The sequence below is a fragment of the Peribacillus sp. RS7 genome (assembly GCF_041956845.1).
In the GTDB taxonomy this organism is placed as follows: Bacteria; Bacillota; Bacilli; order Bacillales; family DSM-1321; genus Peribacillus.
The window spans coordinates 800,321-815,413 of sequence record NZ_CP168135.1; the positions used below are offsets into that span (position 1 = coordinate 800,321).

At 39.1% G+C, this 15,093-nt stretch carries 16 protein-coding genes; 1 reads left to right on the forward strand and 15 read right to left on the reverse strand.

The window, feature by feature from the left end:
- Positions 1-44: 44 nt before the first annotated feature.
- Positions 45-713 (forward strand): DUF2238 domain-containing protein, encoded by a 669-nt coding sequence (locus tag ACDZ29_RS04140; protein WP_370016206.1) that lies wholly within the window; start codon positions 45-47, stop codon positions 711-713.
- A 29-nt stretch (positions 714-742) separates the two neighbouring features.
- Here the strand turns inward: ACDZ29_RS04140 and ACDZ29_RS04145 are convergent, their stop codons facing one another.
- The 15 genes from ACDZ29_RS04145 to gucD form a co-directional block, all read right to left on the reverse strand.
- Positions 743-1,195 (reverse strand): DinB family protein, encoded by a 453-nt coding sequence (locus ACDZ29_RS04145; RefSeq protein WP_370016207.1) that lies wholly within the window; start codon positions 1,193-1,195, stop codon positions 743-745.
- Positions 1,196-1,752: 557 nt separating this feature from the next.
- Complete coding sequence (locus tag ACDZ29_RS04150) at positions 1,753-1,902, reverse strand: FbpB family small basic protein (protein ID WP_148357550.1); 150 nt, start codon at positions 1,900-1,902, stop codon at positions 1,753-1,755.
- Complete coding sequence (locus ACDZ29_RS04155; RefSeq protein WP_081112861.1) at positions 1,895-2,062, reverse strand: Fur-regulated basic protein FbpA; 168 nt, start codon at positions 2,060-2,062, stop codon at positions 1,895-1,897. The genes ACDZ29_RS04150 and ACDZ29_RS04155 overlap by 8 nt, the downstream gene beginning before the upstream one ends.
- Positions 1,983-2,594 (reverse strand): flavodoxin domain-containing protein, encoded by a 612-nt coding sequence (locus ACDZ29_RS04160; RefSeq protein ID WP_370016210.1) that lies wholly within the window; start codon positions 2,592-2,594, stop codon positions 1,983-1,985. The genes ACDZ29_RS04155 and ACDZ29_RS04160 overlap by 80 nt, the downstream gene beginning before the upstream one ends.
- 264 nt (positions 2,595-2,858) lie before the next feature.
- On the reverse strand, positions 2,859-3,461 hold the full coding sequence (locus ACDZ29_RS04165; protein WP_370016211.1) for a nitroreductase family protein: 603 nt from the start codon (positions 3,459-3,461) through the stop codon (positions 2,859-2,861).
- A 55-nt stretch (positions 3,462-3,516) separates the two neighbouring features.
- Positions 3,517-4,167 (reverse strand): DsbA family protein, encoded by a 651-nt coding sequence (locus ACDZ29_RS04170; protein ID WP_375090007.1) that lies wholly within the window; start codon positions 4,165-4,167, stop codon positions 3,517-3,519.
- Positions 4,168-4,447: 280 nt separating this feature from the next.
- The gene (locus tag ACDZ29_RS04175) at positions 4,448-7,486 is read right to left on the reverse strand and encodes an efflux RND transporter permease subunit (protein WP_375090008.1); all 3,039 of its coding nucleotides are present in this window, start codon (positions 7,484-7,486) and stop codon (positions 4,448-4,450) included.
- Positions 7,487-8,088: 602 nt separating this feature from the next.
- Positions 8,089-8,787, reverse strand: a complete 699-nt coding sequence (locus tag ACDZ29_RS04180) for a polysaccharide deacetylase family protein (RefSeq protein ID WP_375090009.1) — start codon at positions 8,785-8,787, stop codon at positions 8,089-8,091.
- A 103-nt stretch (positions 8,788-8,890) separates the two neighbouring features.
- Positions 8,891-9,340, reverse strand: a complete 450-nt coding sequence (locus ACDZ29_RS04185; protein ID WP_375091095.1) for an ASCH domain-containing protein — start codon at positions 9,338-9,340, stop codon at positions 8,891-8,893.
- A 73-nt stretch (positions 9,341-9,413) separates the two neighbouring features.
- On the reverse strand, positions 9,414-9,890 hold the full coding sequence (locus ACDZ29_RS04190; RefSeq protein WP_289315147.1) for a VOC family protein: 477 nt from the start codon (positions 9,888-9,890) through the stop codon (positions 9,414-9,416).
- A gap of 35 nt (positions 9,891-9,925) precedes the next feature.
- A complete protein-coding gene (locus tag ACDZ29_RS04195; RefSeq protein WP_289315146.1) occupies positions 9,926-10,237 on the reverse strand; it encodes a hypothetical protein in 312 nt (103 codons plus the stop codon).
- 253 nt (positions 10,238-10,490) lie between these two features.
- On the reverse strand, positions 10,491-10,904 hold the full coding sequence (locus ACDZ29_RS04200; RefSeq protein ID WP_375090010.1) for a hypothetical protein: 414 nt from the start codon (positions 10,902-10,904) through the stop codon (positions 10,491-10,493).
- Between the two features lie 403 nt (positions 10,905-11,307).
- A complete protein-coding gene (locus ACDZ29_RS04205; RefSeq protein ID WP_375090012.1) occupies positions 11,308-11,760 on the reverse strand; it encodes a GNAT family N-acetyltransferase in 453 nt (150 codons plus the stop codon).
- A gap of 207 nt (positions 11,761-11,967) precedes the next feature.
- Positions 11,968-13,491: a galactarate dehydratase gene (gene garD / locus ACDZ29_RS04210; protein WP_375091096.1), complete on the reverse strand. Its 1,524-nt coding sequence runs from the start codon at positions 13,489-13,491 to the stop codon at positions 11,968-11,970.
- 124 nt (positions 13,492-13,615) lie between these two features.
- The gene (gene gucD / locus ACDZ29_RS04215; protein WP_289326216.1) at positions 13,616-15,079 is read right to left on the reverse strand and encodes an alpha-ketoglutaric semialdehyde dehydrogenase GucD; all 1,464 of its coding nucleotides are present in this window, start codon (positions 15,077-15,079) and stop codon (positions 13,616-13,618) included.
- Between the last annotated feature and the right edge of the window lie 14 nt (positions 15,080-15,093).

Consider the following 15,093-nt stretch of genomic DNA (forward strand, 5'->3'; position numbering starts at 1 on the left):
AAAATTTCATTCTTTTACTATTGTACATATCCTAAATTTATGGAGTGAAAAAATTGGGAAGAGATAAAAGTACACTGATTCATTTAATATTACTATTGCTAGTAACGGCAGTTTTTATTTGGTCAGTTATTAAGCCTGAAGGATACTTGATATGGACAATGGAAGTACTTCCTGCCGTTGTGTTTCTGATTTATGTAATGGCTACATATAATAAATTCCGCCTTACTACATTATCCTATTTCGTTATTGCCGTTCTTTCAATTACCATGTTCATCGGTGCCCATTATACGTACACAAAAGTTCCTCTATTTAATTGGATAAAAGATCATTACGATCTAAACCGGAACCACTATGATCGGTTTGGACATTTCCTAAAAGGTTTATTTGCGATTGTAATTAGAGAAATAGTAATACGTAAAACCCCTCTAACAAAAGGACCCTGGTTATTTGCTGTCACATTAAGTTTTGCGCTAGCCATTGGAGCCTTATATGAAATCATCGAATGGATAGCTGCCATCATTTCAAAAGGCGGAAAGGCTTCAAAGGAATTTTTAGGAACACAGGGTGATATCTGGGACGCACAATGGGATATGTCGTTAACCTTAATCGGCTCTATCCTTGTATTGTTAACCTTATCCAAACTTCATGACAAGCTGTTACGAAAAGTGAAAAATCGAGAAGAAAACAAAAAGAAAGGCTCTGAAAAACGATAAATTTAAAAAATAATGATCTATATAGATCACTATTTTTTAATTAGAATTTGATTGTTAATATGATGTTCCATATGTTCTAGATAATCATTTATTAGCCACTCCAATGATTTTTGTTGATTATTTCCGATATCACAAAGATTAGATAATCTATCATTTGGTGTATTCGTTATTATATGTACGATTTGCTTATTTAAAGTACAAAAAAGGTTAACTATCTCATCCATTGGTCGCTCTTGATAATTCTGGACTAATACCCATTGGTCTTGATTATATGATTGTATAACATATGGCTGTTCAACGTACTGAATCTTGATAAACCTATTCATATTGTTCAATGCAGAATCGCATAGATGTCCTAAAATCTCTTTTTTGGACCATTTGTGTGGCATTGGTCGATGATTTAATTCTTTTTCTGTCATCCGGTTGAACTCTTCTGGTATAAAACCTATCCAATTATTGATTCCATCTATTACATTTTTCAAGTTGCACTCCCCCTAAGTTTTACCTAAAGGATTTTTATTCGGCAACCAACCAGAAAATACCTTCTTCTTCAATCAACAGCATTTAATAACTGACCCAAAAGAAAAAACCGAAATCAAAAATGGATTTCGGTTCAGACTGCAGACAAACCCGAAAAAAAGCGAGTTTCCCTGCAATTTAAAAAACGTTCCAGCTGTTTTCATAAAATAGTAACAAACCATTAAGGGTAACCAAGTTTTCTTTAAAAACGTTCCAGCTGTTTTCAGAATTCCGCTCCCTCGCCGTAAGCGTCTGTGGGGTCTCGGGGCTAGCCAGTTTTTCGGTAGGAGTGTCGCAAATTTCTTCAATCTAGTAGGGGTTTCACCCCATATATAAAACAGTAAAAAATCATGAAGTATAACCAAGTCTTGTTTTGAAATCATGGTAATCATTCCCTCGGTAAAATCGTGAAAGGGATTGAGACCATTCTAAATCCCTTTTTCCTGCGGGAAAAGAGCGCCCGAGGGCGGACCGACCGCGGAATGCGATTGCCTGGAGGCAACGTTCAAATTTAAACCAGTCATGATTGTACTTGCTTACTTTCCTTTTTTTCATTGATAGCTTTTTGATCGATTTTTGTATAAATGCGTTCCACTTCTATTTTGTCATGCAACAGAAGTTCGCGGTTTTCTTTTAGCAATTCAGTATAAGATTTCTTTCTCCTAGACATTTTTTAATTCACCTCTCAAGTGATTGAATTCCTTTTGTAAAACTACTAACGGAAGCTCGTATAGTTGTTTATTATATTTTTTAAAAATCCCGAATTTCAGAAGTTCTTGGATAAGTTCCTCTTTTTTTGCTTCTCCCTTTGCACTTAATTGGGTAATCATCAAGGGCCCTCCTTAACAAAAATGCTGATTTTTGGTATTTTGGGTTGCCTAGCATCCGATCCCACATGAAGAATCTCCACTTCTTCCTCTTGCTTCCCCATATAAGGGCATGCTCTGCAAAGTCTTCACATTTCCTTAATCGGTCGTATGTACTGCTTTCATGGTGTATTTTCAATACTCGATCATATACATTAAATCCAAATCGCTTCATTTTATCGGAAAGGATATCTATCGCGGCGCACGGTTTCGAATGGGTCAAGTCGCCGGCACCAAAGAATGCGACTTTAACTCCAGCAAAGTCCACTTGGTCAATTTCTTCATAAAATTCGTTTGCTTCATACGGTAAATCTTCAAGATTCCATGTATATAAACCAATAAAGGCCAAATCAAAATCCTTTAAGGCATCAACTTCAACAGTATCCAATCTTTCCATATATACTTCACAGCCGACAGCCTTCATTCTATTCTTTATGTTCATAGCCATTTTCTCGGTATTACCGGATAAACTGACATAACCAATGAATACCTTCATCTATATCACCTTCCTAATTGAGAATTAATTTCATTACACACCTCACTATAAATGAAAATGATTATCATTGTCAATTATTTACCTCCGCTAATTATATGAAGGATGAATCAGGAACGGATATTTTCGCTTCACTTTCCCTGTATCTGTAATGCTGCTGGAAAGTTCAAGTTCATTCTTCCAAAAAAAGAGCCCGTTTTACTCATTAAGAGTAAACGGGCTCTTGGTTAATCTATTATCTTAAATCTTTATTCTTTAATCTTTGAATTAATAAAATTTCACAATATTTTCGAAAGGTAGGAACGTTTTGTCTTCTTGTTGTTCATTCGGCTCACCAAATGGCATTTGAGCTATCAACGACCATTTCCCTGGAAGATCCCAAGTCTTCATCACAGCTTCATCAATTATTGGATTATAATGTTGTAAAGATGCCCCTATGCCTTCCGCTGATAAAGTCACCCATATTGCATACTGCAGCATAGCACTTCCTTGGTGGGACCAATATGGAAACTGTTCTTTATAGGAGGGTGCTTTTTCTTGCATTTGTTCTATCGTTTCTTTATTTTCAAAGAATAGAATGGTCCCCACTCCATCACGAAATCCTTGTAATCGTTCTACAGTTGCCGCAAAGCTCTCTTCCGGAACGCGGGAACGTAGTGTTTCTTTTACAATATCCCAGAACTTTTCATGCTCGTCATCCATCACTACTACCACTCGTCCACTTTGCATATTAAATGAAGTTGGTGCATGTAAAGCGGTTTTTAACACTTCATTAATTCTTTCTTTCGTAATACTTTCGTTCTTTTTCACCTTACGGATGGAACGACGATTGATGATTGCTTCTTTTACATTTGTTGTAGTTGCTGACATTTTGATTCCTCCAAATAAATTTTCATTTAATTTTATTTAATAACTCAAAAGGCTTTTAGCAATTCCCCTTAACGTCGCATTGCAGGCCATCAAATTCATTCAGTTTATTCTTGGTTTCTTCCTTCTCAATGACTTGCGCTAACCTTTCTTTGCTAGCAAGTCCTTGGATGACTTCATCACCAATAATAAACGTCGGGACAGCCCTGATATCCGCTTCTTCATAAGCATGTTTGAGTGCTTCTTGGTGCACTTCCCGATACTTCCGTGACACTAATGCTTCTCTAAAAGTATCTACAGGAAGTTCAACTTCACCCGCTAATTTTGTCAATACTTCAATATCTTCAATATTTTGTTCCTCTTGAAAAAACGCTGTAAATACTCTGTTGTGGAACTCGTTCCCTTTTCCGTGCTCCTTTGCAAAATGGCACCCTTCGAACGCCAAATGTGTATATGGATGCGGAGAAACACGGGGTAAACGCATATCAACTCCCAGCTTTTTCGCAACAGGAAGAATGTAAGAATCCCATGAATTCAACTTATCCGGTTCCTTCCATGGATCAATTTTGGAATATGGACTAGGACGAAGTTCAAATGGCATCCATTCCACTTCCACATCTTTTTCCTTCACGATTTCGTCTAAAGGACCTTTGCCCAAAAAACAAAATGGACATATAAAATCAGAATACGCTTTAATTTTCACTGTCATATTATATTCCCTCACTTTTCATCATTAGCTCAACTTGTAACCAAAATAGTTACAACATAGAACAAAAAAATATTAATATAAGAACATTGCATTTTGTAACTACACAGTCGATTGCTTCCTGCGTTTGTTTCATCACCTCTGCTGTAATCATTTTAGTTACAGGTTGAAGATAAGTCAAGCATTATTTTAAAAAAGCTTTAAAACCTTCATTTCGGGAAGTAAGAAAAAAAGTTTGTAAAGGAAGCGTCGCTTTCTCTACAAACTTTTCAGTTATTCTCCATTACATCTCGATTTGTTCGTTAACGGGTTCTCTCTTTTTCTTCCTCTGTTTTTTCGATTTTTTATAATACAGCAATTCGTATATACATGGAATCACGATAAGTGTGAGCAGTGTTGAAACAGCTAGCCCGCCAATGACCACGATCGCTAAACTTTGTGAAACAAGGCTTCCTGTTTCCGCCTTTTTATATAAAAGCGGCAGCATGGCACAAATGGTTGCTACAGCCGTCATTATGATTGGACGGAATCTTGTAGCTGTCGCTTCAATGATCGCATCACGGATAATCATTTTTTCTTCGTTTTGTTTGACTCGATCCAGTAGCACAATTGCGTTTGTCACCACAATTCCAATCAACATGAGCGCACCCAACAGTGCTGTAATATCCACTGGAATTCGACTGATAACCAATCCTAATACCGCTCCAATCGCAGCGAATGGCAAGGAAAATAGAATGGCGACAGGTGCTTTAATCGATTTGAAAGTTATAACCATGATTAGAAAGACAATGCCTATGGATATTAACATCGTAAGGAACAAATCAGTAAAATCATCTGTTTGCTGAGCACTGGCTCCTCCAACTAAAATTTCTACATCTTTCGGAATATCAAGGCCGCCTTTGTTCTCCTTATCTCCAAATATCTCAAGATTTATTTTGCTTGCAATATCGGAAAGTTTAGTCGGATCGACCGTTGCCGTTAATTGAAGATACGTTTCCCCATCTTTATGGAACTGCGTTGTTGCACTCTCTTCGCTCTTTAAAGAAGCAACCTTTGACACCGGAGCTAGACCGCCATCTGTCATAATGGGAATATTTTTTAAATCCTCTGGTTTTTTGGGATCTAAGATTGGTTCTAGGACGACAGGTGTCTGCTTATCCTCCAACGTTATATTGCCGATAGGGGTTGTATTAAGCATGATCCCTAATTGTTGACCTATTTGTTCTGTATTGCCTTTAGCTGGATCTACCTTGAATGAATAAATGGTTTTCTTTTCGTCCTGGTTCGTTGTAACATCTTCAATTCCTTTAATATCCTGAATTTTTTCTTTGACCTTATTGGCAGTCAGTTCCAAATCTTCAACATTACTGCCGATCACATCTATCGTAATGTTCGTCTTTGATGCCCCCATCATGAATGAAGAAGCGGTGGTCGTAAGCTTCGCATCAGGATAGTTTTCTTGTTCCTTTTCAATTTTTTTCAGGATTGCATCAATATTTGCTTTATCCTTCACCAGGAGGCCGAAAGTCGCTTCTGTAGGTGATGTGACCGCGCCATATTGTGCCGCCTCTGCAGAGTTTCCTAATTGCATGAACACATTATCCACTTCACTCATATCTTGCATCGTTTCTTCGAGTTCAATCGCTTTTTCTTTTACTTCATCAAATGGCTGATCATTTGGATAAGTTAATGTCACGGAGACATAGTCTGCAGACGAATTATCAATCGCCCCTTTTGGCATGGCAAAATATGTACCAACAGAACCGACAAACAATAGCAAAGCAACAATCAAGACAACCCATTTATGGTTTAATGACCATGTAACCAGCTTGGTGAAACGCTTTGCTGGTCGATGTTTTGGAAGCTTCGCTCTTTTCAGCAATCCCGCACTCATTAACGGAACAACCGTCAATGCGACAATCAAGGAAGCCAGCAAAGAATAAGTGACCGTTAAAGCGAAAGGCAGAAGAAACTCTTGGAGCCCTCCGTTCAATAAAGCTACCGGCAAGAAAACGGCTACAGTAGTAAGCGTTGAAGCTGTTATCGCCACTCCCACCTCTTTTACTGCATCCATCACCAATTCGATTGAAATCTTCTCTTGCTGCATTTTCCGGAAAATATTTTCAATAACAACAATACTATCGTCCACCAATCGCCCGATCGCTACAGCGACACCGCCTAGCGTCAAAATATTCAGCGTCACTCCCGACAATGACAGCAAAAATAACGTAAAGCCAAGAGATAACGGTATGGATACGATTGTAATGAATGTAGAACGTACATTTCGTAAAAAGACCATGATCACAATGGTGGCGAATAGCGCACCAAGCAGCACTTCTTTAACCATCGTCTGAACGGAAGTCTCCACCATATCTGCTGTAGATAAATAGATGGTCGATTTCTGGTCACCATACTTTTCATTAATATCTTTTGATACTTTTTCAACCTCTTTACTGATTGTGACAGCATTTGATTGGCTGTCCTTGATAATGCTTAAATCAATGCTTTCCTTTCCGTTAAAACGACTGATGAGTTTACCATCCTTCGCTTCTTCAACTTTTGCTATCTCTCCAAGAGTTACATTTGGAGTGACTTTTAACGCTTTTAATTTTTCAATACTTGTTAAATCCCCAATAACCTTAATGTTACTTGCCTTCCCATCAATCACTTTTTCGCCTACGGCCAGAGCTGTATTCTGACCGTTAAGGACGCCCATGATATCTTGAATGGAGACTTTCTTTTTAGCCAATTCTTTATTGTCCACTTTGACTGAAAGTACAGATTGGGAAACTCCAAATGTCTGTACATCCGAAACCCCTTTAATATCTTTATATAGAGGCTCTAATTCCTTCTTGGTAAAGTCTATGTTTTCAGCTGTTAATCCTTCTTTGAAAGTAACAGCTATAAATGAAATGGGAATCATTGATGTATTTAGCTGTGTAACAGTAGGCTTTGCCATGCTTTGTGGCAATGCTACATTGCCTAAAGCCTCTTGAACATCGAGTTTCGCCTGTTTCATATCCGATCCGGCTTCAAAAAATAGATCTACTTTTGAAAATCCATCTCCAGTGGTGGAGTATACTGAACTCTTTCCTTTTACTCCCGTTACTGCTCTTTCAATCGGATCTGTAACTTGTGTTTCCATCGTTTTCGAATCAGTGCCCTGCCCCATTGTGATAATCGTAACTTGTGGATTATCAGCAGATGGTAAAAATTCCATTGGTAATTTAAAATAACTGACCACACCTATCAACAAAATAAAAATGGTTACCAATGAAACGGCAGCCTTGTTGTTAAACGACCACTTAGTAAAAAACTCCACGAACAAATCACCCCTGATTATAATTTAAAAGAAAATATTTCCATTTTAAATCTTACCATATTTTACTAATGCTGGAGTGTTAATTTTTTATTGATTTTTATATTTTTTTGCGTCTCTATAAATTAAGATAAACCAACTTGGTATGAAGAACTTTTTCCACATAAAAAAAGGCTGCGCAGCAGCCTCATAGAAACAATCTTGATTATTTAAATCCTTTTAAAAAAAGCATAACGATAGCGAAAATCATTATCCCGATAAATAATAAAGGTCCGATGCCCGAGCTATACACGAAGTATACCGTGATGTGGCGAAAAACGAGCACGACAAGAAATAGGAATAACAGGAAACACAAAATGATGATTAGAGCGGTATTTTTATTCCGATACAACGTAACCAGCCCCATTTTAATAGCTTTATTTACATGAAGGAAAATTCACAGGAAATCCTGCCTCTTACATCAACATACCGTTATGAAACAATATGCCGCCCCCATTTTGTACTATTCTGTATATCGGGAATTATTAACCCTTCACATAGCGGAATAATAAAAAAAAGGTTGCCGCAGCAACCCATTTTTTCGAGAATCTTGTAAAAATTTAACCCTATAACTCTTGAAGTTCATTGACCGTTACAAACGTGTACCCTTCGTTCGTTAACTCTCGTAAAATCTCTTCAATCGCTTGAAGTTCTTTACCCGTATCATCATACATCGGATGCAACAGGATGATCGAACCTGGTTTTATATTTTCCTTCACATACTTCACTTTGTCAGAAGCGGAAGTGTAATAGCTATCCGGTTCCAGATTCCAGGTAATGGTGTCCCTATCATTTTTATTTAAGTAATAAGGCAAACCTAAGATCTTTTTTCCGTTTGGTGGGCGAACGTCGATTTCACCCTTATATCCTGAGTTTCGAATCAATTTATCCGTTTTCTCGATTTCCGCTTTTATAAAGGAAGGGGATTTAAAAACCATTCGCTTGTGGGCATACGTATGATTCCCAATCTGATGTCCGGCTTCCGCTATTTTCCCAGCTTCCTCTGGATAATTTTCGATTTCGTTACCAATCAGGAAGAATGTAGCTTTTGCATCGTATTTATCCAACAACGGAAGGATTTGATTTACATTCTTCGATGGGCCGTCATCAAAAGTCAAAGCGACCACTTTTTCATTCGTCTCGACCTTATCCGTTAATCCTCCGAATACCTGATAGGTTCTCGAATTCATCAATTTATACGTACCAAGCAATAGCAGGAAAACAACCAGGATACCCAATCCAATGAATGTCAGTTTCTTTTTCATGGCAAATACCTATCTTTCTATAAGTTTTTTAATCCAATGACCTATTATAGCAAATCACTGAACGAAAATACTTATTGTGCACTTACGAATGAACCCTCTACATTCACTTCACATGAATCAATTCAAAACGCTCACACACCAGCAGCATATCTTCTTTAAAGGTGTGGCCAATTTTGTCCAGTGCTTCCTTGAAAAATTTTTCATGGGCATCCCACCAGTATGTATAGGTTCCATCGCCTTCCCCTTCTGCCATCGCAAACTCTTCACTCACTTCATTCATGGGCGATATATCGACTTTCACTGTTTGTATGATGGCTAAGGGCACATCCCCACTGCTTAATATAATGCTATAATCACCCACGGATGGTAATGGTTCATTTTCCTCTTCATAAAAAACATAACCAGAGCATGTAGCCGTTTTTTTCCCCTCGATCACTAATTGAGCCAAATGATCGGGATCAGCCCCGAATTGCCAGGCACTGACTGACTTGGGTTTTCCTTCGTCTTTCCCTTGCCAAAATTCATTCCAATATAATTCCGCTTTGACATTCATACTATGAATCCCCCATTCTGTTTTGACATAAAGCATATTAAAACGATTCATTCTTAAAACTTCCGCCCATCTGTCATTCGCTTTTTTCACTTCTGTATTCATTTAACCGTTCCCATTCACTTAAATACATACGATTCGTGATTTTTTTTGGATTTGCCAATTTACTAATAAATTCCAAACTGTTGCCATCTGGATCATTAAAGTGAATTTTAGCGTGGGCATCTTCCCCGTGAGGCATCACGAAAGGTTCAATTGGTTGAAATCCGAACGCCTCTCTTGGCGAATAGCCCCTATCTTCAAGCCATGCGACTGAACTCTTTAAATCTTCCAATGATACTTGAAATGCTATATGCCTTAAAGAGGGATGATACTCAACCTCCACTTTTTCCGTTTCCCAAAGCCCCAACCAACTTTTATCCTTTTCAATCCATAGAAAAGCCAGGTTGTCTTCAACCTTATGATCCAACTGTAAACCAAGTCCCTCATAGAATTCGATGGACCGTTTCAAATCACGGACCGGTAAATGTGCTTCATATAAACCTCTTATCATTGAAAAACCACCTTTTTAGTCAGATCCAATTGGGTCTACGGGGCAAATTCAATTTCACCCGTTAATAACAAAGTGATGACGATAACCCATAATATGAAGAAAGACGAAGAAAAAACCAAAGAAATAATAGGAATCACTTTTTTCTCCGTATTCTTCAAAATACCTATGATAGAAAGGACGATGCCGGTAATCGTAAGGAAAAATGTTATATAATATCCAGTCAGGCTCCCGATATTGGCAATTCCAATAGGTGTAACAAAAACAATAAAAAAGCAAATAATTCCGATGATGAATGAAATAAAACTAATTACACCGTACCTCTTCTGAATAAATGCTTCGTTTTCCATCGAGCACACCCTTTCATGATTGTCATATAGATCCTACACATCTATAAATATCTCACGAATAATTTTAACATATAATACCAGCGAATGTTTGTACACAAAAAAAAGTTGCCGCAGCAACCTTCCCCAATGATAGGACAAAAAACGTTGAATTAAAGCTTCATTTTCAAAGGTTTGCAAATGAAATTAGTAAGTGAATTAGAACGATAAAAGCCTACATCCCGATTAAGGATGTAGGCTTTTATTGACATTAATATTATTGCATTACTTTAAATGTATAAGTTATTTTTTTACCACTCGTGTTTTCAAATTTAACGCGGTATGTAGCGCCTTTGGTAACCCCCGTCCAATCCATTTGTGTTGTGCCATTTTTAGCAGGATATTTTGTTTTGTAATTCTTCCATACACCATTAGTCTTTTTTTGAAGAACTGCTTTGAATGTTCCAGATGCAGAGCTACTTGCTTTTACAGTAGTCCAAATTTCGTCTGACACAGTAGTCGTCATAGTACGTTGGTAAACATAATTAGTGAATGAACCAGAATGATAATATGAAGTCCAAATACTTCCTGTAGTTGACCAATCTGCTGCCTCTGCTTTTTGAGTACCTCCGAAGCTTGAAAGACTTAAAACAAGTGCAAGTGCAAGTGAAGCTATGATGCTTTTTTTCATATGTATTTCCTACCTTTCTAATTTCATACATTAGTAATATTAACACAACTACTCAGTAGTACAATTACATAAATTCATATTTTCTTCTTTTTATTATAGATAGTCATTCTCGTTATTTTAGCTTATTTAACGCTGTATTCTAGTTCCATAATTTCTTTCCATTCTTTGAGTATCTCTTCCTTATTACGGCCAAACCTAGAAAGTTTATGAATAACTAACTCATCATCAAAACGGATTATATTTTTATTTTTTGATACTCTGTACGTTCAATATCTCTGCCAGATAGATCCTACACATCTATAAATATCTCACGAATAATTTTAACATATAATACCAGCTAATGTTTGTACACAAAAAAGGTTGCCGTAGCAACCTTCCCCAATGACAGGCAAAAAACGTTGAATTAAAGCTTCATTTTCAAACCTTCATGAGTCGCTTTGAACCCTAAATGTTCATAAAAACGCAGCGCTTCTTCCCGATTTTTATCGGTCGTTAGCTGAATGATATGACAGCCCCGCGCTTTTGCACGCTCAATCGCATATTGGATCAACTTGCTTCCTATTCCTTTCCCCCGTTCTGAAGATGCCGTCCGAACCCCTTCAATCGTAGCTCTCCAACCGCCTTGATGGGTAATATAAGGAGTGAACGTGATTTGTTGCACCCCAACGATTTCCTCACCAAGACAAGCTACGATCAATTCATTATTCTCATCTGAATCAATGGATTCAAATGCTTTTTGATAGCTTTCAGGAAGGGGATTTTCATAGCGCTCCCTTTCCCTCCCCAATACATCGTCCGCAAGCATCTTCACTATTTCACTTAAGTCCTTTGCTATCGCATTCCTGAATGTGATCATACAATGCCTCCTAATACGTACTTCATCATCACACTTTTACGTCATGATGAAATACTAATCTATCAACCATCAATTCATGTATAACTTCTGCCAATAGTTCGGCGGTCCTCTTTTCTCGAGGAAAAATAATGACAGCATTAAAAATAGGAACAACAAAAAAAGGACAAACTTCCACTTTTATAAGGAAGTCCGTCCAGAAAATCATTATTAGGTAATTGGAGCTGGATTGAATAATGCCAAATCATTATGCAGGCCCCAATGCTCTGCCCAGGTTTTCTTTTTACCGCTGGCCACTTCCAATATAAGGTGAAATATTTCCCACCCAACATCCTCTATGGTTGCTTCTCCAGTAGCGATAGTTCCGGCATTTATATCAATCAAGTCTTTCCATTGCTCAGCCAATGTATTTCGTGTAGAAACTTTGATGACGGAAGCCATTTCCAGATTATAGGGTGTCCCTCTTCCGGTTGTAAAAACTTGAAGATGTATGCCGGAAGCCAGCTGTAACGTTCCGCAAACAAAGTCACTAGCTGGTGTAGCTGCAAAAATCAGCCCTTTTTCCGTAGCCTTTTCACCTGGAGCCAGTACGCCAGATATAGGGCTGCCTCCTGATTTGGCAATGGACCCTAATGATTTTTCCACTACATTGGCCAATCCGCCTTTTTTGTTTCCTGGCGACGGATTGGCACTTCGATCGGCATCACCCAATGCAAGGTAGTTATCATACCAATCCATTTCCTTTATTAAAGCCTTCCCTACTTCTTCATTCACTGCACGAGGCGTCAATAAATGAATCGCATCCCGTACTTCCGTGACTTCAGAAAATAGAACGGTCGCCCCTGCTCTAACTAACAGATCTGTAGCATACCCCACTGCAGGGTTAGCTGTCACACCAGAGAATGCATCACTTCCTCCGCATTGCGTTCCGATGACTAATTCGGAAACTGGACATGTTTCGCGCTGCCTGCGGTTCAACTTCATTAATCTTTCTTCAGCCATTTCCATGATGGATTGGACCATTCCCGCAAATCCCTGCTGATCCTGAAGTGAAATGATATCCGAGTCGTCTCCGCTTGGATTTATTCTCATTGGGGAAAGCTTTTCACAGCCCAATCCAACTACCAAGGCTTCACCGCCGAAGTTTGGGTGTTTCGCCAGGTTCTGAATCGTACGAATGGGAATAACTGCTTCCGGTGCATTGATTGCGACTCCACAGCCATAGTTGTGATTCAAAGCGACAACATCTTCAACATTGGGATACTTCGGGAGAATCTCTTTTTTTATGCGGTTCACCACGAAATCCAGAACGCCTACTACACATTGAACGCTAGTTGTAATGCCTAATATGTTCTTAGTTCCAACACTGCCATCTTCATTGCGAAATCCTTGAAATGTATATCCTTCAAGTGGTGGTAAAGTTTTAGGTATATCATTTGCTACCGTTAATTCCTTTAAATCCGGGGATGCCGGCAGTATCACCAATGACTCATGAATCCAACTGCCCTTCCTGATTGATTCAGCTGCATGGCCGATAACTTCTCCATAGCGGATGATGGCTTCATTCTTGTCTATATCCATTAATGCTACTTTATGTCCTTGTGGAATTCTTTCTTTCAATTCTAGCCCACAAGGGAAAAGGGTTCCTTGATTCAAGCCCCCAGTATTAACCACAATGGCGACATTGTCTATCGTATTTACCTTAATATAAAGCGGTACCTCCGTGAGTTGCATTTTCGTATCCACTTTACCACTCCCTTCATTATAAGAAAGCTAACAAAGATTCACGGGCCAGTTATTATTTCCGATATAATATCAGTTTAATAAAATGGTAACACACACACTTCTTCTTTTCCCCTTATTTGACAAACACCGTTTTAATCGATGTAAAAAACTCTTTTGCTGCTTCCCCTTGTTCCCTGGAGTGGGAGCTGGAGTTTTTCATGCCACCAAATGGCGCCTGTAATTCAACGCCTGCGCTTTCCGCGTTGACCCTGATCAATCCCGCTTCCATATCGTTAACAAATGAGAGCAAATGTTTGATATTGGCTGTAAAAATCGAAGCACTAAGGCCGTATTCCACGCTGTTCGCAAGATGCAGGGCTTCTTCAACTGAATCAGCTTTCATTATGGCAATCACTGGACCAAAAATTTCCTCTTGAACAATTGCCATTTCTGACTTGCAGTTATCAAAAATCGTCGGCTCTACATAAAAGCCATTTGCCTGAGGGCCTTCTTCAGCACGCTTTCCGCCAATTAGAAGGGTAGCGCCTTCTTGCACTCCTTTTTCGATATAGGAAAGAACCGTATTTAATTGATTTTCGCTAGCACATGGCCCCATCCATGTCCCGCTGTCCAATCCATCCCCGATGGAAATGCCTTTCGTTTCTTCCACCAGCATCCGCTTGAACTCTTCATAAACTTCTGCAGCAACAATGACACGGCTTGTCGCTGTACACTTTTGCCCCGTTGAACGAAACGCACCTGTAATGACTGCTTCCACAGCCAGATCAAGATCCGCATCCGCTGCTACGATTACCGGGTTTTTCCCACCCATTTCAAGCTGGTATTTCGCTCCACGTGCTAACGCCGCTTGTCCAATCCTTTTACCAACGCCGTTTGAGCCGGTAAAGGTAATGCCGTTAATATCTTCGTGATCGGCGATGCCCTGCCCGATGACACTGCCCGGCCCTGTGACCATATTGATTACACCCGCCGGTAAACCGGCTTCTTCAAAACACTCCATAATCTTCGCACAGGTGATGGCCGTCTCGGTTGCGGGCTTCACCACAATCGTATTCCCATATACAAGAGCAGGAGCCATCTTCCAGATTGGGATGGCGATTGGGAAATTCCAAGGTGTAATGACGCCCACTACACCAAGCGGGATGCGCGTCGTGAACATTAGCGCTGAACTGTCGGTGGATGGAATGACATCACCCACTTTACGCATTCCTTCTCCTGCATAGTATTTCAGGATCGCAATGCCGCGTGCCGTTTCCCCTTTTGTTTCAGCAAAGGTCTTACCCATTTCCCGTGTTGCACATTCAGCAATTTCATCAATCCGCTTTTCAAGAATTTGAGCTACTTTATATAGATACTCCCCGCGCTCAGATCCAGCTAGTTTGCGCCACTTATCTTTTGCCTTTTTTGCAGCTTCCACAGCCAGGTTCAAGTCATCCTTAGTAGACTTTTGTACATATCCGACAATGGCCTGTTTATCTGCCGGGTTTAAACTTTTTTCAACTTCATTTGAAATGGAAGCAACCCATTCACCATTAATATAATTTAGATACGTTTTTGTTTGAACTGTAGTTATCATATATAATCCCGCCT